19 protein-coding genes and 1 pseudogene are annotated in these 23,060 nt (G+C 69.2%); 12 read left to right on the top strand and 8 right to left on the bottom strand.

What is annotated here, in order from left to right; translation table 11 throughout:
* The first annotated feature begins 101 nt into the window (after nucleotides 1–101).
* On the top strand, nucleotides 102–1,247 hold the full coding sequence (gene cfa, locus J2X20_RS09695) for a cyclopropane fatty acyl phospholipid synthase (protein WP_310263821.1): 1,146 nt from the start codon (nucleotides 102–104) through the stop codon (nucleotides 1,245–1,247).
* On the opposite strand, the gene J2X20_RS09700 is transcribed toward cfa, so the two are convergent.
* The 3 genes from J2X20_RS09700 to J2X20_RS09710 are packed head-to-tail and all read right to left on the bottom strand — an operon-like array spanning nucleotide 1,244 to nucleotide 3,112.
* Nucleotides 1,244–1,960 (bottom strand): anti-sigma factor, encoded by a 717-nt coding sequence (locus J2X20_RS09700; RefSeq protein ID WP_310263823.1) that lies wholly within the window; start codon nucleotides 1,958–1,960, stop codon nucleotides 1,244–1,246. The two genes, cfa and J2X20_RS09700, sit on opposite strands and share 4 nt — an antisense overlap.
* Nucleotides 1,957–2,508 carry a sigma-70 family RNA polymerase sigma factor gene (locus J2X20_RS09705; protein ID WP_310263825.1) on the bottom strand — a complete coding sequence of 184 codons (552 nt, stop codon included), beginning with the start codon at nucleotides 2,506–2,508 and terminating at the stop codon, nucleotides 1,957–1,959. Before J2X20_RS09705 ends, J2X20_RS09700 begins: the two co-directional genes overlap by 4 nt.
* 55 nt (nucleotides 2,509–2,563) lie before the next feature.
* The gene (locus tag J2X20_RS09710) at nucleotides 2,564–3,112 is read right to left on the bottom strand and encodes a DUF3455 domain-containing protein (protein WP_310263826.1); all 549 of its coding nucleotides are present in this window, start codon (nucleotides 3,110–3,112) and stop codon (nucleotides 2,564–2,566) included.
* A gap of 196 nt (nucleotides 3,113–3,308) precedes the next feature.
* On the opposite strand from J2X20_RS09710, the gene J2X20_RS09715 reads away from it, so the two are divergent.
* Complete coding sequence (locus tag J2X20_RS09715) at nucleotides 3,309–4,073, top strand: cytochrome P460 family protein (RefSeq protein ID WP_310263828.1); 765 nt, start codon at nucleotides 3,309–3,311, stop codon at nucleotides 4,071–4,073.
* On the opposite strand, the gene J2X20_RS09720 is transcribed toward J2X20_RS09715, so the two are convergent.
* Both J2X20_RS09720 and J2X20_RS09725 read right to left on the bottom strand, forming a co-directional pair.
* Nucleotides 4,070–4,831 carry a spermine/spermidine synthase domain-containing protein gene (locus tag J2X20_RS09720; RefSeq protein WP_310263830.1) on the bottom strand — a complete coding sequence of 254 codons (762 nt, stop codon included), beginning with the start codon at nucleotides 4,829–4,831 and terminating at the stop codon, nucleotides 4,070–4,072. The two genes, J2X20_RS09715 and J2X20_RS09720, sit on opposite strands and share 4 nt — an antisense overlap.
* 24 nt (nucleotides 4,832–4,855) lie before the next feature.
* Complete coding sequence (locus J2X20_RS09725) at nucleotides 4,856–5,599, bottom strand: YoaK family protein (protein ID WP_310263831.1); 744 nt, start codon at nucleotides 5,597–5,599, stop codon at nucleotides 4,856–4,858.
* Nucleotides 5,600–5,662: 63 nt separating this feature from the next.
* Between J2X20_RS09725 and J2X20_RS09730 the strand changes: the two genes are divergently transcribed.
* The gene (locus J2X20_RS09730) at nucleotides 5,663–5,845 is read left to right on the top strand and encodes a ribbon-helix-helix protein, CopG family (protein ID WP_310263834.1); all 183 of its coding nucleotides are present in this window, start codon (nucleotides 5,663–5,665) and stop codon (nucleotides 5,843–5,845) included.
* A 24-nt stretch (nucleotides 5,846–5,869) separates the two neighbouring features.
* Here J2X20_RS09730 and J2X20_RS09735 read toward each other — a convergent pair whose 3' ends face one another.
* Complete coding sequence (locus J2X20_RS09735) at nucleotides 5,870–6,217, bottom strand: nuclear transport factor 2 family protein (RefSeq protein WP_310263837.1); 348 nt, start codon at nucleotides 6,215–6,217, stop codon at nucleotides 5,870–5,872.
* A pseudogene (locus J2X20_RS09740) lies at nucleotides 6,217–9,367 on the bottom strand (carboxyl transferase domain-containing protein). The gene J2X20_RS09735 and the pseudogene J2X20_RS09740 overlap by 1 nt, the downstream one beginning before the upstream one ends.
* 111 nt (nucleotides 9,368–9,478) lie before the next feature.
* On the opposite strand from J2X20_RS09740, the gene J2X20_RS09745 reads away from it, so the two are divergent.
* The gene (locus J2X20_RS09745; protein WP_310263839.1) at nucleotides 9,479–10,939 is read left to right on the top strand and encodes a peptide MFS transporter; all 1,461 of its coding nucleotides are present in this window, start codon (nucleotides 9,479–9,481) and stop codon (nucleotides 10,937–10,939) included.
* Nucleotides 10,940–10,945: 6 nt separating this feature from the next.
* On the opposite strand, the gene J2X20_RS09750 is transcribed toward J2X20_RS09745, so the two are convergent.
* A complete protein-coding gene (locus tag J2X20_RS09750) occupies nucleotides 10,946–13,717 on the bottom strand; it encodes a TonB-dependent receptor (RefSeq protein ID WP_310263841.1) in 2,772 nt (923 codons plus the stop codon).
* A 239-nt stretch (nucleotides 13,718–13,956) separates the two neighbouring features.
* Here J2X20_RS09750 and J2X20_RS09755 point away from each other — a divergent pair, with 239 nt between their 5' ends.
* From J2X20_RS09755 to J2X20_RS09790, 8 genes are all read left to right on the top strand, one after another.
* Complete coding sequence (locus tag J2X20_RS09755) at nucleotides 13,957–15,183, top strand: cyanophycinase (protein ID WP_310263843.1); 1,227 nt, start codon at nucleotides 13,957–13,959, stop codon at nucleotides 15,181–15,183.
* A 1-nt stretch (nucleotide 15,184) separates the two neighbouring features.
* Nucleotides 15,185–16,303, top strand: a complete 1,119-nt coding sequence (locus tag J2X20_RS09760) for a M14 family metallopeptidase (RefSeq protein WP_310263845.1) — start codon at nucleotides 15,185–15,187, stop codon at nucleotides 16,301–16,303.
* Nucleotides 16,300–17,691: a YfcC family protein gene (locus tag J2X20_RS09765; RefSeq protein ID WP_310263847.1), complete on the top strand. Its 1,392-nt coding sequence runs from the start codon at nucleotides 16,300–16,302 to the stop codon at nucleotides 17,689–17,691. The genes J2X20_RS09760 and J2X20_RS09765 overlap by 4 nt, the downstream gene beginning before the upstream one ends.
* Nucleotides 17,692–17,695: 4 nt before the next feature.
* Nucleotides 17,696–18,682, top strand: coding sequence for a GlxA family transcriptional regulator (locus tag J2X20_RS09770; RefSeq protein ID WP_310263850.1), 987 nt, complete (start codon nucleotides 17,696–17,698; stop codon nucleotides 18,680–18,682).
* Complete coding sequence (locus tag J2X20_RS09775) at nucleotides 18,679–19,692, top strand: arginine N-succinyltransferase (RefSeq protein WP_310263853.1); 1,014 nt, start codon at nucleotides 18,679–18,681, stop codon at nucleotides 19,690–19,692. The genes J2X20_RS09770 and J2X20_RS09775 overlap by 4 nt, the downstream gene beginning before the upstream one ends.
* Nucleotides 19,689–20,306 (top strand): arginine N-succinyltransferase, encoded by a 618-nt coding sequence (locus J2X20_RS09780; protein ID WP_310263855.1) that lies wholly within the window; start codon nucleotides 19,689–19,691, stop codon nucleotides 20,304–20,306. The genes J2X20_RS09775 and J2X20_RS09780 overlap by 4 nt, the downstream gene beginning before the upstream one ends.
* A gap of 160 nt (nucleotides 20,307–20,466) precedes the next feature.
* Nucleotides 20,467–21,825 carry a cyanophycinase gene (locus J2X20_RS09785; RefSeq protein ID WP_310263857.1) on the top strand — a complete coding sequence of 453 codons (1,359 nt, stop codon included), beginning with the start codon at nucleotides 20,467–20,469 and terminating at the stop codon, nucleotides 21,823–21,825.
* Nucleotides 21,826–21,864: 39 nt separating this feature from the next.
* Nucleotides 21,865–22,923 (top strand): substrate-binding domain-containing protein, encoded by a 1,059-nt coding sequence (locus J2X20_RS09790; protein ID WP_310263859.1) that lies wholly within the window; start codon nucleotides 21,865–21,867, stop codon nucleotides 22,921–22,923.
* Nucleotides 22,924–23,060: the final 137 nt, after the last annotated feature.

A 23,060-nucleotide genomic window follows, 5' to 3' on the forward strand; every position in this document is an offset into this window, starting at 1 on the left:
CAATTTACCCTCGCTATCGAGGGCATTGACACTTTGAAAAAGACAGGCCGGCGGCCGGGGCGGCACACTTGCGGCAAGTCCATCGAGACCTGTCGTCGCGCATGCTGTCCGTGCCCGCCCTCCACCTCGAAGCGCCGCCGGTGCTGCGCGATCTGCTGGCGCGCGCCGACGTGCACTTCAACGGCGGCCGCCCCTGGGACCTGCGCGTCAACCACCGCCGCCTCTACCGCCGCCTGCTGACGCAATGGTCGCTGGGCGCCGGCGAGTCCTATGTCGACGGCGACTGGGACTGCGAGCGCCTGGACATGATGTTCGAGCGCCTGCTGCGCGCCGAACTCGACCGCACCGCCCCCGGCCTGGCCAAACTGCAGCTCGTCATGGAGAGCCTGCGCCAGCGCCTCTTCAACCGCCAGAGCGTGGAGCGTGCCCACCAGGTCGGCGAGCGCCATTACGACGCCGGCAACGACGTCTTCGAGGCCATGCTGGACTCGCGCATGATCTATTCCTGCGCCTACTGGGCCCAGGCCGACGATCTCGAGCAGGCCCAGGAACACAAGCTGGCCATGATCTGCCGCAAGCTCGAGCTCCAGCCCGGCGAAACCCTGCTGGACATCGGCTGCGGCTGGGGCGGCCTGGCGTGCTATGCGGCCGAGCACCACGGCGTGCAGGTCACCGGCATCACCGTCAGCAAGGAGCAGCTGGCCCTGGCCGAGGCGCGCTGCGCCGGCCTGCCCATCACGCTGCGGCTGCAGGACTACCGTGCCCTGCAGGGCCGCTTCGACAAGATCGTGTCGGTCGGCATGTTCGAGCATGTGGGGCTGAAGAACTACGCCACCTACTTCGACACCGCGCGCCGCCTGCTGGCGCCCGAGGGCCTCTTCCTGCTGCACAGCATCGGCGTGGACCGTCGCGCGCCGCACACCGACCCCTGGATAGAGCGCTACATCTTCCCCAATGGCAAGCTGCCGTCGCCTGCCGAACTCGGCAACGCGCTGGAGGGCCGCTTCATCATCGAGGACTGGCACAACTTCGGCCCCGACTACGACCGCACGCTGATGGCCTGGGCCGAGCGCTTCGAGGCCGCCTGGCCGCGCCTGGCGCCGTGCTACGACGAGGGCTTCCGTCGCATGTTCCGCTACTACCTGCTGAGCTGCGCCGGCTTCTTCCGCTCCCGCCAGGGCCAGCTCTGGCAGCTGGTGCTGAGCCGGCCCGAGCGGCGCGGCGTCTACCGCTCCTTCAGGCCCTAGAGCGCGACCGTGCGGCCCACGAACAGGATGGGGCCGGTGGGCTTGCCAATCGGGGAGCCGGCTTCGGGTTCCAGCGTGATCTCGAACAGCTGCTGCGCACCGACCGCGGGCAGGCGCGACACGGGCATCTCCACCGGCTCCCCGGCGCGCACCAGGCCTAGCGAGGTCGGCCCTGCCGCCCCCTGCGGCTTGGTCCAGAACTGCAGGGCGCGACCGGGCGGCACGGGCGGGGTATCGCCCACCGGCAGCAGTCGCAGCGCGCCGCCGGCCTGCAGTTCCACCACCCAGCCGGCGGCATGGCGTTCGTCCGGGCTCTCCAGCAGGGCCACATAGCGTGCGCCCTCGGCCACCGGCAGCGGTGCCAGCAGGCGCAGGGCCAGCAGCAGCGACGCGGCCACGCCGACCGCGCTGAGGCCTTGCCAGAAGCGCAGGCCCTGCCACCAGGGCGTGCGCGCCTCGGCCGCCTTGCGCGGCGGCTGGCGGCCGTCCAGCGCAAGCGACAGCCGCCTCCACACCGCGGTCGTCGGCTCGGCCGCTGCCACCTGGGCGCTGAGGGGCAGCATCCGGTCCTGCCAGGCATAGACGTCGGCGCGCAGCGCGGCGTCGTGCGGGAGCGCGGCGGCCACGGCGGCATGATCCTCCGCACCCAACGTGCCGAGCACGTATTCGCCCGCGGCGGCATCGCGTTCGGCAGGATCGCGCAGATCGATCACGACAGGCACTCCTTCAGGCTTGCCAGGCTGCGCTTGATCCACGACTTGACGGTGCCCAGCGGCGTGTTCAGCCGCACCGCGATCTGCTCATGCGTATAGCCGTCGACAAAGGCGTGCACGACGCAGGCGCGGCGCGGCGCGTCCAGGCGCTGCAGGCAGCGCTCCAGGCTGTCGGCGTCGAGGCCGCGCCCCTCGTCGGCGGCATCGTCACGCTGCTGGGCGTCGGACAAGGCAGTCAGCTCGGTCACGTCCATCACCTGCAGGCGGCCGGGCTCGCGCACCGCCTTCAGGGCCGCGTGGCGCACCACGGTGTAGATCCAGCCGCGCGCCGAGCCGAGCGCGGGCTGGAAACTGGCGGCGTGGTCCCAGACCTGCACGAAGGCGTCATGCAACACGTCCTCCGCGCGCTCGCGATCGCGCACGATGCGCTGCGCCACACCCAGCAGCCAGCGCGCCTCGCGCTCGTACAGCGCACGCAGCGCAAAGCGCTCGCCACGCGCGCAGGCCAGCAGCGCGGCTTCATAGTCGAACGGTGGCGAGGTGGCCAAGGGCGAAAGAGGTGGGTTCAAATCCGCGTGGACTCTAGCCCACCGTTCGCTCAGGTCAGGCGGCCTTCCAGAAGATGTAGTCGGCCTGGTACTTGACGACTTCCTTGCGACCCGCACTGGCCGCGTCGCAGGGCAATGCCGGCGCCACGCCGCCTTGAGTGGCCACTCGCTGCACATGGGTCACATCCATCATGGCGCCCGGGCCGGAGGCCGGGTTGGCCTTGACCAGCTGCAGCGGAATGCTGCCCTGCGCGGCCGGTGCCACGGCGACCTGGGTGCCGGTGATGCGCGAGCCGTCGCTGGAGGCCCAGGTGGCCGGCGGGCCGTAGTAGCTGCCCAGCCTGGCGCCGGCACGGCTGTTCAGGTCGGCCTTGGGACCGACGAACGCCCATTCGAAGGCGCCGGCCGTGCCGGCCTTGGCGCGGCACTCATAGGTGATCTCGCCGACGCCGACGGTCTCCATCGCCACGCGGTGGCCGGCCGGCACCTTGACGGCCTCCGGCAGCGCCGCCTGGCTGAAGACGGGGGCGGGGGCCATACCGGCGCAGGCCGACAGGCCGAACAGGGACGCGAGGATCAGGACGGTGGGGGTGATCTGGTGCATGCTGAATCTCCATGAAGAGAGGGTTGAAACACGGGTTGTGGCCGCAGCTCACCCTCTCACTAGCCAGCAGCCCGGCGTTTGGATGCAGGGTTCTCAAAAAATATTCCGTCGCCCGGCCTGGGACTTTCCTGATGACCCCATCGCCCGGTTTACGCGCAGCATGGCTGTCCCATCGAAATGCTGCCAAGGAGCCGCCATGCCTCGCGTCCGTCTGCTGCTGTCCGCCCTGGCTCTCGCGGGCTCCGTCGCGGGCGCCGAGGCCCCGCCGGTCAAGGTCGCCACCTGCCAGGCCTGCCATGGCGCCGCGGGCGTCAGCGTCGCGCCCGACATCCCCAACCTCGCCGGCCAGAGGGCCACCTATCTGGCCAGACAGCTCGAGGCCTTCAAGGCCGGCACGCGCAAGAACGATTTGATGGCCGCGATGGCGGCGCAGCTGAGCCCCGATGACATCAAGGCGCTGTCGGCCTACTGGAGCAGCCTGCCGCCCGCGCCGGCCGATGCCGGTGCCACGGCGCCGCATGCGGCCACCGTCTCGGCCATGGCCCTGCCCAAGGACTTCCCGCAGGCCTATGTCGAATACAAGCGCGAGCAGGACGAGACCAACAAGACGCTGACGCTGCGCTATGCCAACAAGCTGGCCCTGGACGCCGCGCGCGCCGGCAAGCCCCTGCCCGAGGGTTCCATCCTGCTGACGGTCAACTACACGCCGCAGATCGGTGCCGACGGACGCTGGACGCCCGGTGCCGTCAAGAACTATGTCGGCATGGAGACCCGCGCCGGCTGGGGCGACGCCATCCCGCCGCTGCTGCGCAATGGCAACTGGAACTATGGCGTCTGGAGCTCCGACGGCACGCCGCGCCTGGCCTTGCAGCAGCCGCGCTGCCTGGCCTGCCACCAGCCCAAGGCAGCGGACAGCTATGTGTTCACGCTGGCGGCGCTGCGCCAGCCGGCAACCCACTAGCCTTCATCGCGCTGCCGCTGCAGCGTGGCCGCCACATGGGTGAAGGCGGGCAGCAGTTCGTCCCAGGCCCGGCGCGCCAACGGCCGCGGCTTGCACATCGCGCCGGCCTGCGGCGCCCCCCGCAGCGCGCCATGGCCGGCGAAGGCGATGGTGTTGCTGCAGTCCTTGTCACCCACGAAAAGAACCTCGCCGTCGAAGGCCCGCTCCAGGCGGGCTGCATGCAGCGGGAACTCGGGGTGGGCCGTGTGCAGGTTGACCACCAGCAGGCCGTCGGCGCGCAGTGCCGTGCGGCAGTCGTCGTAGAAGGTCTGGGAGCACAGGGCCGGCGGCTGGCCTTCGTGGTCGAAGCCATCCACGAGCAGCACATCCAGCCGGTCATGGGTGTGGCGGACGAAGTCGGCACCGTCGCCACGCCGCACGCGCAGCCGCGCATCGTCCGGTGGCACCTGAAACTGATCGCGCAGCGCGATGACGTGCGGATTGATCTCGACGACCTCGATGCGGGTGTCGGGCAGCTGGCGGTGGCAGAACTTGGCCAGGGAGCCGCCACCCAGCCCGATCATGGCCAGCATCTGCGGCCGCGGCACGAAGAGCAGGAAGGCCATCATCGTGCGCGTGTAGGCCAAGTCCAGGGCGTCGGACTGCTGCACTTTCATGCGGCTCTGGATCTCGCAGATCGAGAAATGCAGGGCGCGCGTATCCAGCGTCTCGTAGACGAAGGGCTTGATGAATTCGTGCGAGTCGGCGGTGTCGGGCATGGCGTGCGGGGGAGGCGGCGGCGCTCAGGCGCGCTGCAGGTCATTGATCAGCGGCGGCGAAGCCATCAGCACCAGAAGCAGCGCGATGGGCAAGGTGGCCGAGAAGCCGAAGTGCTTGAAAGCCAGCGCGCCGACGAGGCCGCCGCCGAAGAACAGGCCCAGCACCAGGCTGTGGATGAAAAGCTTGTCGCGGTTGGCGCGCACGAAGTGGACCGAATCGGGCGCGGTCGCACCGTTCCAGTAGAGCAGCCGGCCCAGTTCCAGCCCCAGGTCTGTCACGACGCCGGTCATGTGGGTGGTGCGGATCTCGGCCTGGGAGATCTTGGTCACGATGGCGTTCTGCAAGCCCATGATGAAGCACAGCAGCAGCACGGCGGTCGGCACCAGCAGATGGGTCAGCGTGTCCAGATGGGCGCCCAGCAGGCCGAACGCGAGCAGCAGCGCGGCTTCCAGCAGCAGGGCCAGCGCGTATTTGCTGTGCATCTGGCGCCGGCGCGCCCAGTTGATGAGCAGGGCTGTGCAGGCCGCGCCCGCCAAGAAGGCCAGCAGCGAGGCCAGCCCCGCCAGCGCCAGCGCGAAACCCCCGGTGGCCAGGTCATCCGCCACGCCGGAGATCACGCCCGTCATGTGCGAGGTGTAGCGCTGCACGGCCAGGAAGCCGCCCGCGTTGACCGCCCCGGCCACGAAGGCCAGCACAGCGCCCAACTGTCGGTTGGCCGACCGCGTGCGGTGCTTGCTGGTGAGGCGGTGCAGGAAGCTGAGGGTCACGACGCGAATTTAATGTGAATCACATATGTTTGCAATTATCATTTCATTAACATAGGAGCCGATATGGAGCAAAAGACCGCCCGCCTGACGGTGCTGATCGACCCGGACAAGAAAAAGGCCTTCGAGACCCTGTGCGCGCAGCAGGACCAGACACCCTCGCAGGTGGTGAGGCGCTTGATCCGCGACTACCTGGCCGCGCACGGAGTGGACTTCAAGCCCGGCGTCGACTCGGCCACGCCGCGCTGAGAGCGGGCGCTTCGGCCGCGCGGCTCAGTCGTCGCCGCGGCCGATGAAGGCGCGTATCGCCGCGATGCGGCCCTCGGCGTCGAGGTCGAAGACATCGACCACGAAGATCGTGTCGCGACCGTCCACGACGATGCGCAGTTCCGCCGCGACGCCCTGCTCGCGCGCATACAGGGCCAGCACCTCGATCTCGAGCCGGCTCACCGCGTCAAAGTTCTTGCGCGTCTCGGCCAGGGCCGCAGCCTTGCCGACGACGCGGATCTTCCAGTCGCGCAGCGTGATCGTGTCGGCAAACAGGGGCTCCACGGCCGCGAGGTCGCGTGCGGCATAGGCGGCCAGATAGGCGCGCACGAGATCGAGTCCGGCTGAAGTCATCACCAGGTGTCCACGAAGCGGTGGTTGGGCAAGGGCCGGATGATCGCCGAGGCCAGGCCGCGGGCCAGCCAGCCTCGGGTCTCGGCGGGGTCGATCACCGCGTCGATCTCCAGCGTCGCCGCCAGGTTCAGCGCCTCGCCATTGCTGTACTGCTGAGCCACCAGGCGCTGGAACAAGGCCTCGCGCTGCGGCCCCGCCGGCAGCGCCTCCAGCTCCTTGCGATAGCCCAGCCTCACCGCGCCCTCCAGGCCCATGGCACCGAACTCGCCGGTCGGCCAGGCAACGGTGAACACCGGCCGATGCAGGCCGCCCGCCGCCAGCGCCATGGCACCCAGGCCATAGCTCTTGCGCAGCACGACGGCGAAGAAGGGCACGCGCAAAGCGCCGGCCGTGACGAAGAGGCGGCTGACATGGCGCACCTGGGCCTGCGCCTCGATGTCGGGGCCGACCATGAAGCCCGGCGTGTCGATGAGGCTGACGATGGGCAGGCCATGGGCATTGCACAGCTGCATGAAGCGGGCCGCCTTGTCGGCCGCGTCGGCATCGATGGCGCCACCCAGATGCAGCGGGTTGCTGGCCAGCACGCCGACCGGCCGGCCCTCGATGCGGGCCAGGGCCGTGTGGATGCCGGCACCAAAACCGCTGCGCAACACAAGCACGCTGGCGGCGTCGAAAAGAGCCGGCAGGGCCGCGCGGCTGTCGTAGACACGCAGGCGGTTCTCGGGCACGACGGATCGCAGCGCACGCGTGTCGGGTGCCGTCCACTGCGGCATGCGGCCCTGGAAGAAGGACAGATAGTGCCTGGCGGCCGCCACCGCCGCGGCCTCGTCATCCACCAGCAAGTCGATGACGCCATTCCCATGCTGGACGCTTGCCGGGCCGATCTGCTCGGCCTTGAACACCCCCAGGCCGCCCCCCTCCACCATGGCCGGGCCGCCCATGCCGATATTGCTGGCCCGCGTGGCGATGATGACGTCGCTGCAGCCCAGCAGGGCCGCATTGCCGGCAAAGCAGCGTCCGGCCGCAATCCCCACGACGGGCACCTGACCGGACAGCGCGGCGTGGCTGGCAAAAGTCGGCACATGCAGGCCGGCGACGACGGGCACGTCGGTGTCGCCCGGCCGGCCGCCGCCACCCTCGGCAAACAGCACCAGCGGCAGTTTCTGCTCGGCCGCAATACCCAGCATGCGGTCGGTCTTGGCGTGGTTGCGCGCGCCTTGCGTGCCGGCCAGCACCGTCGCGTCATAGGCCATGACGACGGTGCGCGACTGCTCCTCGCCGAAGTCGCCGCCATTGACCGCACCGATGCCGGTCACGATGCCGTCGGCCGGCGTGTTGGCGATCAGGTCCTCGGGCGTGCGGCGGCGCGACTGGGCGGCGACGGCCAGAGCGCCGTACTCGATGAAGGAGCCGGCGTCGCAGAGATCGGCGATGTTCTCGCGCGCGCTGCGCAGGCCCTGGGCATGGCGCCTGGCCATGGCCTCGGGGCGGGCGGCGTCGGCCGTGAAGGCGCTGCGCTCGATGAGGCGCTGCAGGTCGGGGCGGATGCCGTCGGGGTCGAGCGCCTGGGCTCGGCTGGCAGTCGCGCGAGCCTGGTTCGCGGGCTCCAGCGTCAGCAGCAACTGGCCAGCATCGACAAATTGCCCGGGCGCAACGGCCAGCGCGGCGACGCGGCCGTCCCGGGGTGCGGCGAGCACATGCTCCATCTTCATCGCCTCGAGCACCGCCAACTCGGTGCCGGCCGCGACCACGTCGCCAGCGGCCACGCTGAACTGCAACAGCCGGCCCGCGGTCGGCGCGCGCAGCTGCTGGGGGTCTGCCTCGACGATTGACGGCAGCAGTTCGGTCAGATGCTCTTCCAGCCAGCCCGTATGCAGTTCGGCCGGTTCCAGCCTTCCGGCCAGGCGGCGCAGCAGGCCGACATTGGTGGTGACGCCCTCGATGCGGGTCTCGGCCAGCGCGCGCTGCGAGCGCCGCAGCGCGTCCTCGAAGCGCGCACCGCGCACAACCAGCTTGGCCAGCAAGCTGTCGTAATGCGGCGAGGGCGCCATGCCGGCCAGGCCATGCGTGTCGACGCGCACGCCGGGGCCCGCGGGCAGGTCAAATCGATCGAGCCGCCAGCCGCCCGCCTCGCCATTGATGCGCCACTGGATGGCGAACCCCTGCTCGGTGGGCGGTTTATCCAGGCCCAGATCGGCCAGACGACGGCCGGCGGCCACCTCGATCTGCAGCTGCACCAGATCCAGCCCCGTCACCTCTTCGGTGACGGTGTGTTCGACCTGCAGCCGCGGGTTGGTCTCGATGAAGACAAAGTCGCCGCGGGCCGCATCGACAAGGAACTCGAAGGTGCCCAGGCCCCGATAGCCCACGGCCTTGGCCATGCGCAGCGCCGCGTCGACCAGGCGGCCGCGCAGGGCTTCGTCCAGCACCGGGCTGGGCGCCATCTCGACCAGCTTCTGGAAGCGCCGCTGCAGCGTGCAGTCGCGCTCGCCGAGGGCGATAACTTCCTGTCCGTCGCCAATCACCTGCACCTCGATGTGCCGCGCCCCGCGCATCAGGCGTTCGACATAAAGGCCGCCGACACCAAAAGCCGATTGCGCCTCGGAGCGGCAGCGCTCGAAGGCCGCAGGCAGTTCATCCACGCTCAGCACGGCGCGCATGCCGCGCCCCCCCACCGCCGCCGATCGCCTTGAGCATCAGGGCGCCATGCTCGGCGAGGAAGGTCCGGGCTTCGTCCAGGGTGACGGCGCCAGGGCTGCCGGAAAGCACAGGCACGCCGCATTCCTCGGCCAGTGTTCTGGCACGGGCCTTGTCGCCAAAGAGTTCGAGTTGCTCCGGTGTCGCGCCGATGAATGTCAGACCCGCCGCGGCGCAGGCGCGCGCGAAGTCGGCGCGCTCGCTGAGAAAGCCGTAGCCGGGGTGGACGGCGTCGCACCCTGAGCGCCTGGCAATCGCAACCAGGCCGTCGACATCGAGATAGGCCGCCGGCCCGCTGCCCGGCAGCGCAACGACCTCGTCAGCCATTGATGCCGGCGCGTCATCTGCCGCATGCACGGCGACGCCGGCAATGCCCAGGTCGCGCAAGGCGCGAAGCACGCGCAGCAAGACCTCCCCGCGGTTGGCGACGAAAACTTTCGTAAAGGCAGGCATATGAATGCAGAAGCCAGGGCCGCTGCATCCTATGCGGCGCGCTGACGAGGCCCTGTCCGCGGGATGACACCCAGGCGAAACCTCGCTTCGCGCCTGGACAATCCCGCCCCCATGAGCCGACTCCAACAACTCCAGGCACGCATTCCCGAAGGGTCCGCGGTGCTGTTCCTGATCCAGGTGTTCTCGACCCTGGGCTTCGCCGTCCTGCAGTTCACGCTGACGCTGTACACCACCCGCCATCACGGCTTCACGAGCGAGCAGGCTGCCCTGGTCACCGGCGTGTTCGGCGCCTTCAACTACGGCCTGCATCTGTTCGGCGGCTACCTGGGCGGCCGCTTCTTGAGCAACCGCAATCTGTTCGTCGGCGGCATGCTGTTGCAGGTGCTGGGTTGCGCCACCGTCGCTGGCGGCAGCCTGGAAGGGCTCTACTGGGGCATGGCCCTGTTCCTGACCGGCTGCGGCCTGAACGTGACCTGCGTGAACATGATGCTGACGCAGCGTTTCAAGCCCGAGGACAACCGCCGAGAGGCCGCCTTCCTGTGGAACTACGCCGGCATGAATGTCGGCTTCTTCATCGGCTTCACGGTGTCGGGCGTGTTCCAGCTCAGCGAGGACTACGCCTCGCTGTTCTGGTTCGCGACGCTGGGCAATGCCGGCGCCATCGTCGTGGCGCTGATCTTCTGGCGCACCCTGGCCGACCGCAGCACGCCCCTGGCCCAGCGCCGCGGTGTCGACTTCTGGGGCCGCTTCGCCATCGGCTGCGCCGTCCTGGTCGGCCTGGTGCCCGTGCTGGTGTGGCTGCTGAAGAAGCCCGGCGACACCTCCATCGGCATGAAGGCTTTCTGCGCCGTCGTCGCCGTCGTGCTGATCGTCATGACGCTGCGCCATCCGGTGAAGGCCGAGAAGCAGCGCATGCAGGCCTATCTGGTGTTGACGGCGGGCTCGCTGGTGTTCTGGTCGCTCTACCAGATGGCGCCCAACGGCCTGCAGCTCTATGCGGTGGGCAATGTGCTGATGAATGTCTGGGGCGTACCGGTGGCGCCGCAATGGGTGCAGAACATCAACGCCTTCTCCATCGCCATCGGCGGGCCGCTGCTGGCCTGGCTGTTCGCCCGCTGGCGCGAGCGCGGCTGGCCGGTGGACATCCCGATGCAGTTTTCCGCCTCGCTGGTGCTGATGGGCCTGGGCTTCATCGTGCTGCCCATCGGCATCCATTTCGCCGACGGCTCGGGCAAGTCGGACTTCTTCTGGCTCTTCCTCAGCTATGTGCTGCAGTCGGTCGGCGAGCTGCTGATCTCGCCCATCGGCTACGCCATGATCGGCCGCCTGGCACCCAAGCAGTACCAGGGCATCATGATGGGCAGCTGGATGCTGGTAACGGGCCTGGCGTCACTGTTTGCCGGCGACTTCTCGGGCGTGGTGTCCCAGCCGGTGGACGGCTCGCCGTTGACGACCAATCCGCAGTATTCGGCGCTGTTCACGCAGTTGGCCGTCGGCAGCCTGGTCACCGGGGCCGTGCTGTTCGCACTGCGCCCCTGGCTGAGGAAGCTGATCGACGGCGAGCGCGCCTGACCCCCGTCAGCGCAGCTGATAGCTCAGGCTGACAAAGTAGCTGCGGCCGCGCGGATCGCCATAGGTCGGGTCCCAGGTCACCTGGAAGTAGCGCGACTGGTTGGTGAAGGGCGGCGCCGTGTCGGCCACGTTCAGCACGCCGCCGCGCAGGCGCAGTTCGGGCGTGATGCGGTAGCTGGCCGTCAGGTCCCACAGCGAGTAGGCCTTGACATCGCGGTCGTTCCACTCGGGAGCGGCCAGGCCGGGCGTGTTCTGGTCGCGATAGCCGGACAGGTAGTTGTTGGCCACCGTCAGGCCGAAGGGGCCCATGTCCCAGTCCACGTTGAGCTTGTGGCGCCAGCGCTGCACGGCCTTGTCGTCACGGAAGCGCGCCAGGCCGCTGACCATGGGAGAGCGCGGATCGGTGTTGAACTTGTATTCGGTGATCAAAGTGCCCGCCAAGCTGGCGCCGAAGCGGCCGTAGGCGCTGTTCTCGCCGCGCCAGGCCAGCGAGACGTCCAGGCCCGAGGTGCTGAGCTTGCCGCGGTTTTCCTTCTTCACGGTGACCGTGTCGACGAAACCGTCGGAGAAGCGCCTCACGATGGTCGGGTCGTTGTAGTAGACCGGGTTGGTGAAGATGGTCTCCTCGCCGATCTCCGAGATGATGTCGGTCTTGCGGATGGCCCAGTAATCGACGCTGCCGTTCCAGCTGCGCGAGGGTTCGAACACGATGCCGAGGTTGTACTGTTTGGACTTCTCAGGCTGCAGCGCCGGGTTGGAATAGCGGTCCACCGCCATCTGCGCCACTTCGCCGGAGATCGGGTCGCGCACGAAGCTGGCGGTGATGCCGGAGCGCAGCGGGCGGAACAGCTCGGACACCGTCGGCGCACGGAAGCCCGTGCCGTAGGAGGCCCGCGCCAGCAGCGCACGGTCGGGGCGGAAGCTGATGCCGACCTTGGGGTTGGTGGTGTTCAGCTTGGGCGAGGTGGTGCTGGTGGCGGCGTCGTAGATGCCGTCGTAGCGGTCGTGGCGGATGGCGAACTGGCCTTCCCACTGCTTGGTGAAGGGCGCGCTCAGTTCGGCGAAGGCGCCCATCACGTCGCGGTGGTGGTCGGTGTCGGCCAGCAGCGGGCCGGAGCTGGAGCGGTCGTTGTTGACGTCGTTGCTCTTCAGCGCGTCGGTGGCGCGGAACTGCAGCTTCTCGCGGCGCAGCTCGGCGCCCAGGGCCAGCATCAGGTCGCCACCGCCCAGCGCGGCCAGCGCCCGGGTCAGCTTGCCGTCCAGGCTGGTGCTGCTGCCCTCGGCGATGCGCGCGGCGCCGTCGATGCGGATGGAGTTCATGAAGGCGCGGCCGGCGCTCGGGTCAGCGGCGCGAACGAAGGGGTTGTACTGGCCGGCCTTCAGGCCAGCTTCCAGCTTGCTCAGCGACACCCAGCCGTCCAGGTCGGTGTCGGTGGCCTTGTTGACGCTGTAGTTCAGCGCGGTGTCGTAGTCCCACTCGCCGAAGCGGCCCACGGCACCGGCGACGACGCGGGTGGCCTGGCTCTCCACGCGGCTGACGCGCTTGCCGGCGTCTTCCAGACGGAAGCGGAAGTCCACCGGGCCGGCGACGCCTGTGACGGCCTGCAGCGAGGCCGGCAGCGTGATGCCGGAGGCCGTGCGGAAGCGCGCCGTGGCCGGCGAGGCGGCGTAGTCGGTGTCGGTCTTGGCGAACAGCGCCTCGATGAAGAGCTGGTGGTCCTCGGCCACCTGGAAGGTGGCGCGGCCGATGACGCTGGCCTTGTCAGACTTGGGGTAGATCTCCGAGCCGGCCACGTAGTCGTAGGAGCAGCCCTCGCGGCCGCCCAGGCCCAGGGGCTGCACCGAGTTCGGGTTGATGCCGCCGGTGCAGGAGGATTTGCCGAAGTTCACGCGGCGCGAGCCGGAGTTGACGCCGCCCGGGTTCCAGGTGCCGTTGGCGTTGGAACCCTTCAGCGCCGTGTTGGGGTTGGCCAGCACGAAGGCGTTCAGCGCGGCGAGCTGCGCCGAGCTCAGGTCCACGTTGGCCGGAAAGCTGTTGCTGGAGGTCTGCGGCGGCAGGCGGGTGGGCAGGCTGTATTCCTGGATGAAGCCGCGCTGGCTGGCGTCCAGCGCGTCGAGCTTCTGCACGTCCAGCGCGGCGAACACGTTGAAGCGGTCCTTGCTCAGGTCGCCGAAGCCGCCGGAGGCGCTGAAGCTCGTCTTGCCGGCGCCGCCTTCCTGGGTGCGCAGGGCGTAGGCCGTCACGTCGGCGCCCACATAGTCCTTGCGGGTGATGAAGTTGATGACGCCCCCCATGGCGTCGGTGCCGTAGATGGCGGAAGCGCCGTCCTTCAGCACTTCCACGCGCTGGATCGCACCCGCGGGGATGTTGTTCAGGTCGACGCCGGCGTTGTCGCCCGGAGAGGCGAAATTGGCCAGGCGGCGACCGTTGAGCAGCACCAGCGTGCTGGACACGCCCAGGCCGCGCAGGTTGGCGCCATTGAAACCGCGCTGGGCACCGGACTGGTCGGAGATGGACGCGCCGTCGGTCAGGCCGCCGACGTTGGAAGTGATCTTCTGCAGCAGCTCGGCCGCTGTCGTCACGCCGGCCTTGTCGATGTCGCCGCGCTTGATGATGTCGACGGGCAGTACGGCCTCCCCGTCGATGCGCTTGATGCTGGAGCCGGTGATCTCGACGCGTTCGAGTTTCTGTTCCTGCTGTTGTGCTTGGGCATGCAGCGCGACGGCGCAAAGCAGGGCGGCATGGGCCAGCGGGTGCCGGGTGAAGGAGCGGGTCATGAAGGCCTCGTTTTGAATGGGTGGGAGCGAATGCCATTCAGGTTAGGGATGCGGCTCATGAGTTGCCTATGGGGTTTCGGTGCAGCGGTCGCTTGCACGCAAATGCGCGTCGCTTCTCGGCAAACGCGGCTGGCGAGGCCGCAACAGCGCTTGCAGGGATGCGACATGCAATTGCGTTCGCCGCGCAGCTTCGGCCTAACCCGCTGGTTCAGCCACAGCAGCACTGCCAAGATCGGGGCATGAGATTCCTGACCCGCCTCACCTGGGTGGCGCTGTGGTGCGCCACCACCGCCCATGCCGGCACGGCCATCGTCATTGGTGGCGCCCTGAAGAACGACAACGAGGCCGTCTGGGCCCGCATCGTCGAAGAAGCCGGCGGCGCCGGCGCGCCCATCGCCGTGTTCGCCACGGCCGCGGCCAACCCCGAGCGCAGCGCCGGCCTCATCGTGGCGGCGCTGAACCGCCACGGTGCCAATGCCGAGGCCATTCCCGTTGCGCCGCGGCTGAAGGACATCGACCTTCAAGCCAACCTCAACGATCCCAAGCTCATCGCCAAGGTCGCCGCGTCCAAGGCCGTGTTCTTCTCGGGCGGCGCACAGGAGTTCATCGTCGACACCCTGCAGCCCAAGGGCGAGCCGACGGCCATGCTCAAGGCCATCTGGCAGGTCTTCGACGGCGGCGGCGTGGTGGCCGGCACCAGTGCGGGCGCGGCCATCATGAGTCGCATGATGTTCCGCGACGCCCAGGACAATATGCAGATCCTCAAGGGCCAGTGGCGCGAGGGCCGCGAGTACGACCGCGGCCTGGGCTTTGCCGGCCACGACCTCTTCGTCGACCAGCACTTCCTGAAGCGCGGCCGCATCGGCCGCATGCTGCCGGCCATGCGCGCCTTTGGCTACACCCTCGGCCTGGGCGTGGAGGAGAACACCGCGGCCATCATCAAGGGCAGCGAGGTCGAGATCGTCGGCGCGCGCGGCGCCCTGCTGGTGGACCTGTCCGAGGCCACGACCGACGCCAAGCTGCCGGCCTTCAATCTGCGCGGCGCCCTCATCAGCTACCTGGACCGGGGCGACAGGCACAACCTCAGGACCGGCGTCTCCACGCCCGCCGCGCACAAGCTGCGCGAGCCCAAGATCGACCCGGCGGCAAGCGACTACAAGCCCTATCTGCAGAACGACAACTACTTCCTCGACATTCTGGCCGACAACACCATCGTCACCGCCATGGCCCAGCTGCTGGACGGGCGCGCGCCCGAGGTGCGCGGGCTGGCATACCGCGCCCGACCCCGCCCCAACGACCTGGCCCCCGAGCTCGGCTTCGAGTTCCGCCTCTACAAGGGGCCGGGCCTGGTCGGCTGGTTCAGCGGCGCCCTGGGCGGCGAGGACTACACCGTGCTGAAGGCCCGCCTGGACGTCATCCCCGTGCGCATGGCCACGCCGCTGTTCACGCCCCTCGTCCCGAACTGACATGCGCAGCGTCCACCATGAACTGCCGGCCGCCAGCGCCGGCACGCAGCGCCATGTCCGCAGCCTGCATTTCGGGCGCGGGGAGTCGGGCCGCAAGGCCTACTGCCAAGCTTCTCTGCATGCCGACGAGGTGCCGCCGATGCTGGTGGCCCAGGCCCTCATCGAGCGGCTGTCGGCACTCGATGCGGCCGGTGCGATTGCCGGCGAGATCGTCCTTGTGCCCATGGCCAATCCCATCGGCCTGGCGCAAGACGTGCAGGGCACGGCCTTCGGCCGCTTCGACCTCGGCACGGGCGTCAATTTCAACCGCCAGTTCAAGCACCTGACGGCGGCGTTGATCCCGCTTGTCGAGCCGCGGCTCGGCGCCGATGTCGCGGCCAACACGCAAACCATCCGCACGGCCTGCCTTCAATTGCTGAAGGAATGGCGCCCCAACAGCGAAGCCGAGGCCCTGAAGCGCCTGCTGCAGACCCTGGCCATGGACGCCGACCTGGTGCTGGACCTGCACTGCGACAACCAGGCCGTCATGCACATCTACACCGGCACGCCGCAGACCGAGGCGCTGCGGCCGCTGGCCGGCTATCTCGGCGCCCAGGCCCTGCTGTTCAGCGAGGTGTCGGGCGACGACCCCTTTGACGAGTCCATCTCGCGCATCTGGTGGGAGCTGGCCGCGCATTTCGACAGGCGCTTTCCCATCGAGCGCAACGCCTGCCTGGCCGCGACGGTGGAGCTGCGTGGCGAGACCGAGGTCACGCACGAGCTGGCCGAGCATGACGCCGACGCGCTGCTGGCCTGGCTGCGCCACCTCGGCCACGTCGACGGCCTCGCGCCGCCACCATCCTCAGGATGCGAGCCCACGCCGCTGGAAGGCGTGGAGCCCATCACCGCGCCCATGAGCGGCATCGTGGTGTTCAACAAGGCGCCGGGCGACTGGGTGGAGGCGGGCGAATTGGTCGCCGAGGTCATCGACCCGCTGACCGACGCGCGCACGCCGCTGCATGCCCGCGCCAGTGGCCGCTGCTTCGCACGCAGCGCTCGCCGCTTCGCCACCCGCGGCATGCGCCTGGCCAAGATTGCCGGCGCCACGCCCTATCGCTCGGGCAAGTTGCTCTCGCCATGAAGCTGCGCCTACCCAACACCTATGTGCTGCTGTTCGCGCTGCTGGCACTGATCGCGGCCGCCACCTGGGTCGTGCCCGGCGGGCGCTTCCAGACCGAGCTGGTCAATGGCAAGACGCTGATCGTCGCCGGCAGCTTTCATCTCATCGACGCCAAGCCACAGGGGCTGACTGCGCTGCTGACGGCGCCCATCAAGGGCTTTGTCGAGGCGGCGCTCATCATCGGCTTCGTCCTCATCGTCGGCGGCGCCTTCGCGGTGCTGCAAGGGACAGAGGCCATCGACGCGCTGATCAAGTCCGTCGCCCGCGCCCACAGCCGCTCGGCCCTGGTGCGCGTGGCCGTGATCCCGGTCTTCGTCACGCTGTTCTCGCTGGGCGGCGCCAGCTTCGGCATGGCCGAGGAAGCCATCCCCTTTGTGCTGATCTTCATCCCGCTGGCCCTGGCGCTGAAGCTGGACACGCTGACCGGCGTGGCCATCCCTTTCGTCGGCTCGCAGGTGGGCTTTGCCACCGCCTTCCTGAATCCCTTCAACGTCGGCGTGGCCCAGGGCATTGCCGGCGTGCCGATGTTCTCGGGACTGGGCTACCGGGCGCTGTGCTGGTCCATCGCGACGACGGTCACCATCGCCTTCTTGATGTGGTGGGCCGCGCGCATCAAGCGCTCACCGGAGCTGAGCCCGACCTACGCCATGGACCAGGAGCGCCGCAAGACGCTGGACTTGGCGAGCTTCGAGGCCTTCACCGGCATGAGCGGGCGGCATCGCGCGGTGCTGTGGCTGTTTGCGGCAACGCTGCTCGTGATGATCGGCGGCGTCGTCAAGTTCGGCTGGTACATCGAGGAGATCGCCGCCCTCTTCCTCGTCATGGCGGTGGCCGTCGGCGCGGTGGCACGGCTGTCGGCGGACGAATTCATGGCCGCCTTCCTGCACGGTGCGCGCGATCTCGTCGGCACGGCCCTGGTCATCGCGCTGGCCAAGGGCACCGTCATCCTGATGCGCGAGGGTCAGATCATCGACACGCTGCTGAACGCGCTGGCACCGCTGGTGGCGTCCAGCACGCCGGTGCTGGCGGCACAGAAGATGTTCGCCATCCAGTCGGTCATCAACTTCTTCATCCACTCCGGCACCGGCCAAGCCGCGCTGACCATGCCCATCATGGCGCCGCTGGCCGACCTCGTCGGCGTGACGCGCCAGACCGCCGTGCTGGCCTTCCAGTTCGGCGAGCTGACCACGCCCATCATCCCGACCTCGGGCATCACCGTCGGCGTGCTGGCCTTGGCCCGTGTTCCCTTCGGCCAGTGGGTGCGCTGGATGCTGCCGCTGCAGGGGCTCTACCTCGTCATGGCCCTGGCCCTGCTCGCCTTCCCGGCGATGACGGGCTGGGTACAGTGAGCGCATGACGCCACCCGTCCGCCGCATCGGCCTGCTGCTGGAGCCGGGTTTCCCGCTGCTCGCGCTGGCTGCCGTGGTGGACAGCCTGGAAGCGGTCAACGAACTGCAGGACGAGGCGCGCTATCGCAGCGAGGCGCTGTCGACGAGCGGTGGGTTGGTCACCGCACAAGGTGGTGTGGGCGTGCAGACCGGCAGCGCGATGCATCCCGCTGATTGGCATGCCGTCTTCGTCATCGCGGCCGATCCCACGCCACCCGACGCAAACGCGCTCGCCCTGCTGCGCCGCTGGGCCACTGACGGCGTCGCGCTCGGTGGCCTCGCCGCCGGTGCGGCCTGGCTCGCGTCTGCCGGCCTGCTTGACGGCCAGCGCGCCTGCGCCGACTGGCCGTTGCTGGACGGCCTGGCCGACGCGCACGCCGGCGTCGCCTGGGCCCAGGGCCTGTGGGACATCAACGCGGCCGGCGACCGGCTCAGCGCCGCCGGCACGGCCGGCATGGACCTCTGCTGCGCCTGGCTGGCCGCCCAGCATGGCGAGCGTCTCGGCCAGGAGGTGCTGCAGGCCCTGGGCCTGACCGGCCTGCGCCCGCGCGATGAACGACAGCGCGGCGGCTACAGCGAGCAGCGCGGCGCCGGCAGCCCCAAGCTGGCCGAAGCCCTGGCGCTGATGGAAGCCAACCTCGGCGAGCCGCTGCCGACCGAGGAGGTGGCGACTCTCGTGGGCGTATCGCGGCGCCAACTGGAGCGCCTGTTCAAGCAGCACCTCGACACCCTGCCCTCGCGCCACTACCTGGAGCTGCGCCTGGCCCGCGCGCGGCGGCTGTTGCAGCAGAGCTCGCAGTCCATCCTGCAGATCGGCCTGTCCTGCGGCTTCTCGTCGGGCCCGCATTTCTCCAACGCCTACCGCGCCCATTTCGGCCGCACGCCGCGCGACGAGCGCAGCCAGCGCGCCCAGGCCTGGCGCGCCGAACCTTCTTCCGGAGACCGCCCATGAACACCCTGCTGCTGCGCCCCGTGGCGGCGGCCGACCTGCCCGACCTGCTGCGCATGGCCGCGGCCAGCGCCGACGGCATCAGCTCGCTGCCCAACGACGAGGCCAAGCTGCGCGCACGCATCGCCGCCTCCCTGCAGTCCTTCGCCAGCCCCGACGACGCCAGCGGCGAGGAGACCTATCTCTTCGTGCTGGAAGACGCGGGACGCATCGTGGGCTGCTCCGGCATCGCCGCCAGCGCCGGCTTCTTCGACCGCTTCTACAGCTACCGCAACGAGTTTGTCGTGCATGCCAGCACAGCCCTGGGTGTGTCGCAGCGCATGCACACCCTGCATCTCTGCCACGACCTGACCGGCACCACGCTGCTGACCTCCTTCTATCTGGAACCCGACTACGAGAACGGCCCCGCGGCCCAGTTGCTGTCACGCGCGCGCCTGCTCTTCATCCGCGACAACGCGGCGCGCTTCTCCGGGCGCATTGCGGCCGAGAGCCCCGGCATCACGGACGCGGCCGGCCAGAGCCCCTTCTGGGACGCCGTCGGCCGGCGCTTCTTCGGCATGGCTTACCCCGAGGCCGAGGCCATCATCGGCGGCCGCAGCCGCGCCTGCATCGCCGACCTGATGCCGCCCTCGCCCATCTACGTGGCCCTGCTGCCCGAGGCCGCGCAGTGGGCCCTGGGCCAGCTGCATCCGGTGGGCGAACTGCCCTTCTCGGTGCTGCAGGACGAAGGCTTCGACGCCGACACCTATGTCGACATCTTCGACGGCGGGCCGACCGTGGAGGCGCCGCTGGCGTCGCTGCGCAGCGTGAGGCTGGCGCGGGATGTCATCGTCCAGGACGACCGCAGCGGCCCACGCGAGTGGGCGCTCGTCGCTTGCACGGAGCGCGCACGCTTCCGTGCCGTCCTCGCCGAGGTGGGCCATGACGTGGATACCGCCACCGCGGCCCGTGTGGGTGCCCAACCGGGCGAACGCCTCGTCGTGACGCCGCTGCAGATGGAGGTGGCGGCGTGAGCGCCGTTCAAGTGACTCAAGAAGCCGCTGGCTTGCGGCTGTCGCTCAACGGCGCCAGCGCCCTTCTGGTGCCGCGCATCGGTCTGCAACTGCCGCGCTACCACTTCCGCCTCGGCCGTGTCGTGCACGCCGCCGCCGAGCTGGCCCTGTTCCGCGTGCAGACCACGCTGCTGCTTGGCAACGACCACACCGGCGCCGCGGAGCTGACGCAGCTGCGGCCGACGCCGGAGTTGCCGCAGCTCATCGCCGCGGCCCAGCAGCTGCTGCGCGAGCGGCCGGAGGACTTCGGCGACACCCTGGTCTGCGAGCTGCCCGGCTGGCGCGACGCCGAGGGTGGTTCGCCCTTCTGGCAAGCCCTGGGTGCGCGCTTCTACCCGGGCGACCCGGCCGAAGCTGAAAGCCGGCTCGGACCCGACTGGCGCAGCCATCTGGCCGCCCTGCTGCCGCGCCAGATGGTCTATCTGTCCTTCCTCGGCGAGGCCGCGGAAAGCCATGTGCTGGACGTGCCCGAAGCCCACAGGCCCGTACGGGCTGCATTGCAGGCCGCGGGCTTTCAGCCGCCGGTGCACGCCCGCATCGACGACGGCGGCCCGGTGCTGGCCTGGCGCGCCTAGGGCCCACCCGCTCAGGACATTCCCGGCCCCGGCACAGCGACGCAAGTCGGCGTCGCGCCGCTGCAAGTCGCCACCTTCCGCCGACACACCCCCGTCACTACCGTGCGCTCAGGGTTAGAGGCCGCCATTCCGGCGCCCCCCTCCTCCGCCTGGAGAGCACATGAAATCTGTCGTGGGATTCCTGTTGTGCGGCGCGCTGGCCGCAGCATCATTCCCGGCCGCCGCCGGCAAACTCTTCCTCTCCGGTGGCGCCTATGAAGACGCCAACACCGACCTCTTCGTCAACGGCCTGCGCAAGGCCACGGGGCGCGACACCGGCTTCACGCCCAATATCAACAGCACCAGCAACTGCGGCAGCAACTGGAACACCACCGTCTGCCCGCGCATCGCCGTCGTCACGGCCGCCAAGGACAGCTACGCCACCGGCCTGGACGCCTTCAACAACGACATCCCGGCCAGCGGCTCCACGCCGCTCAAGCGCGGCTACTACAACCTCTTCCAGACCCACGGCTTCAGCCCGAAGTTCATCACCGCCCACGTCGACAACTATGGCGTGCACACCAGCGGCAGCACGCCCGAGGGCCAGGCCAATATCGCCATCCTCAACCAGGCCGACGCGGTGTGGTTTGTCGGTGGCGACCAGGCCAAGATCGTCCGCACATTCCTCACCGACAGCGGCGCCGACACCGCCCTGGCCGCCGCGCTGCGCACCCGCTGGAGCAATGGCGGCGGCAGCATCGTCATCGCCGGCGACTCGGCCGGCAACCATGCGCTCAACGTCAACATGCATGCGGCCGGCGTCAGCTACGGCTACCTCTACTACGGCGCCGACCTGCCCGACACCCCCGTCACCGGTTACGCCACGCTGGGCGACACCCGCGACGGCCTGTCGGCCTTGCGCTACCTGGAGAACGGCGCCACGATGAAGGCCCTGGGCTATCTGCCCGCCGGCATCCTCAGCGACACCCATTTCGACAGCCGCTCCGGCCGCCTGGGGCGCCTGGCCGCAGCGCTGCGTGACCTTGGCGTGGCCCAGGGCTTTGGCGTGGACGAGAACACCGGCGTGGTGGTCGACACCTCGGCGCAGACGGCCGCCGTCTACGGCACCAACAAGCTGCTCATCGTCGACACCGCGGCGGCCAGCGTGCAAACCGGCAGCTACTACAAGGTCAACGGCCTGCGCGTCAGCCTGCTGACGCCGGGGGACAAGTACAACTGGTCCAGCAAGGTCGTCACCAGCAGCAAGAGCGCCATCGGCACGGCCTATTACTACAGCAGCGCCTACAACTCGGCCGACATCTTCGCCGCACTTGAAACCTCCAAGTCCCTCACCCGCACCGTCGACCAGACGCCGACGACCAATGTCGGCACCGCGCCGGTACCGGTCTACGGCAGCGGCCCCAACTATCCCGGCGGCTCACCGACCATCCGCCTGCGCTTCACGCGCGACGCGACGAGCAAGGGCTACTACAGCAGCGGCAAATACACGGTGGACAAGGTCAAGGTCGACATCTATTGACGACGCCCGCCGCGGGCGAATGCAGGGTAGGCTGCATGCATGACGCTCGCCCGCTTCAGCACCAGCCCGTCGCGCCGCTCGATGCTCGGCTTGCTGGCCGCTCTGACCTGGAGCACCGCGCTCGCACAACAGCCCGGCCCGGCAACGGGCGCTCCCCGGCGCGTCATCTTCCTGGCCCAGGACTTTCGCAACGGCGGCATCACCACCGTCTACCGCAGCTTCGAACAGGCCTGCCAGGAACTCGGCTGGACGCTGAGCATCGTCAACGGCAAGGGCGACAAGGCGACGATCCGGCGCCTGTTCGACGACGCCCTGAAGGCCGGCGTCGACGGCATCGTGCTGGGAGGCTTCGACGAGTCCGATATCGCCGACCGGTTGGCCGCGTCCTCGCGCCCTCTGCCGGCGCTGGTGGGCTGGCACGCGTCCGCTCGCCATGGGGCCACGCCCTATCTGTTCGCCAATGTCAGTACCGACCCGCTGGCCGTTGCCGACATGGCCGCGGCCCTGGTCACACCGGCGAGCGGCACCCAGGCCGGCGTCGTCATCTTCAACGACGGACGCTTCGACATCGCCAACGTCAAGACCCTGCGCATGCGCGAGGCACTGTCGCGCTGCGCCCGCTGCGAGCTGCTGGCCGTCGAGGACCTGCCCATCTCCAGCGCCGCCAAGGAGATGCCGGCGGCGCTGGAGAAGCTGCAGCAGCGCTTCGGCAGGCGCTGGACCCATGTGCTGGCGATCAATGACGTCTACATGGACTCCATGCACTTCCCGCTGCAGGCCCTGGGCCGCGGCGACATCGTCGGCATCGCCGCTGGCGACGGCTCGCGCACGGCAATGAGCCGCATCCGCTCCGGCCGCTCACAGCAGCTCGCCACCATCGCCGAGCCCACCGGCCTGCAAGGCTGGCAGCTGGCCGACGAACTGAGGCGCGCCTTCGCAAGGCAAGCTCCCAGCGGTCGCGTCGCTCGCCCGATTGCCGTCACGACGGAGCTGCTGCGCCAGCTCGGCCAGCTGGAGGTCGACGACCTGCTTCCCTATCGCGCCGAGTACCGCCAGCAGTGGTCGATCAGCCCGCCGAGCGCGGCGAAGGCACCCTAGGCCAGCGGGTCATCTCGCACGCTGCCGCTTCACCGGTGCGTAAGCGGCCTAACGTCCTACAGCCGCGCAACCGCGCCGAGGTCATCGTTCAAGGGTGCTCACTGTTGAGCCACAGGCCTCAGACATGAGAATCCCAT

The sequence above is a fragment of the Roseateles saccharophilus genome (assembly GCF_031458095.1).
Classification (GTDB): Bacteria; Pseudomonadota; Gammaproteobacteria; order Burkholderiales; family Burkholderiaceae_C; genus Pelomonas; species Pelomonas saccharophila_A.

What these genes read in the sequence shown, in the direction of transcription:
- cfa (WP_310263821.1), top strand. Translation starts at nt 102, where the DNA reads ATGCTGTCCGTGCCCGCCCTCCACCTCGAAGCGCCGCCGGTGCTGCGC.
- J2X20_RS09710 (WP_310263826.1), bottom strand. Translation starts at nt 3,112, where the DNA reads ATGCACCAGATCACCCCCACCGTCCTGATCCTCGCGTCCCTGTTCGGC.
- J2X20_RS09715 (WP_310263828.1), top strand. Translation starts at nt 3,309, where the DNA reads ATGCCTCGCGTCCGTCTGCTGCTGTCCGCCCTGGCTCTCGCGGGCTCC.
- J2X20_RS09720 (WP_310263830.1), bottom strand. Translation starts at nt 4,831, where the DNA reads ATGCCCGACACCGCCGACTCGCACGAATTCATCAAGCCCTTCGTCTAC.
- J2X20_RS09730 (WP_310263834.1), top strand. Translation starts at nt 5,663, where the DNA reads ATGGAGCAAAAGACCGCCCGCCTGACGGTGCTGATCGACCCGGACAAG.
- J2X20_RS09735 (WP_310263837.1), bottom strand. Translation starts at nt 6,217, where the DNA reads ATGACTTCAGCCGGACTCGATCTCGTGCGCGCCTATCTGGCCGCCTAT.
- J2X20_RS09745 (WP_310263839.1), top strand. Translation starts at nt 9,479, where the DNA reads ATGAGCCGACTCCAACAACTCCAGGCACGCATTCCCGAAGGGTCCGCG.
- J2X20_RS09750 (WP_310263841.1), bottom strand. Translation starts at nt 13,717, where the DNA reads ATGACCCGCTCCTTCACCCGGCACCCGCTGGCCCATGCCGCCCTGCTT.
- J2X20_RS09755 (WP_310263843.1), top strand. Translation starts at nt 13,957, where the DNA reads ATGAGATTCCTGACCCGCCTCACCTGGGTGGCGCTGTGGTGCGCCACC.
- J2X20_RS09760 (WP_310263845.1), top strand. Translation starts at nt 15,185, where the DNA reads ATGCGCAGCGTCCACCATGAACTGCCGGCCGCCAGCGCCGGCACGCAG.
- J2X20_RS09765 (WP_310263847.1), top strand. Translation starts at nt 16,300, where the DNA reads ATGAAGCTGCGCCTACCCAACACCTATGTGCTGCTGTTCGCGCTGCTG.
- J2X20_RS09770 (WP_310263850.1), top strand. Translation starts at nt 17,696, where the DNA reads ATGACGCCACCCGTCCGCCGCATCGGCCTGCTGCTGGAGCCGGGTTTC.
- J2X20_RS09775 (WP_310263853.1), top strand. Translation starts at nt 18,679, where the DNA reads ATGAACACCCTGCTGCTGCGCCCCGTGGCGGCGGCCGACCTGCCCGAC.
- J2X20_RS09785 (WP_310263857.1), top strand. Translation starts at nt 20,467, where the DNA reads ATGAAATCTGTCGTGGGATTCCTGTTGTGCGGCGCGCTGGCCGCAGCA.
- J2X20_RS09790 (WP_310263859.1), top strand. Translation starts at nt 21,865, where the DNA reads ATGACGCTCGCCCGCTTCAGCACCAGCCCGTCGCGCCGCTCGATGCTC.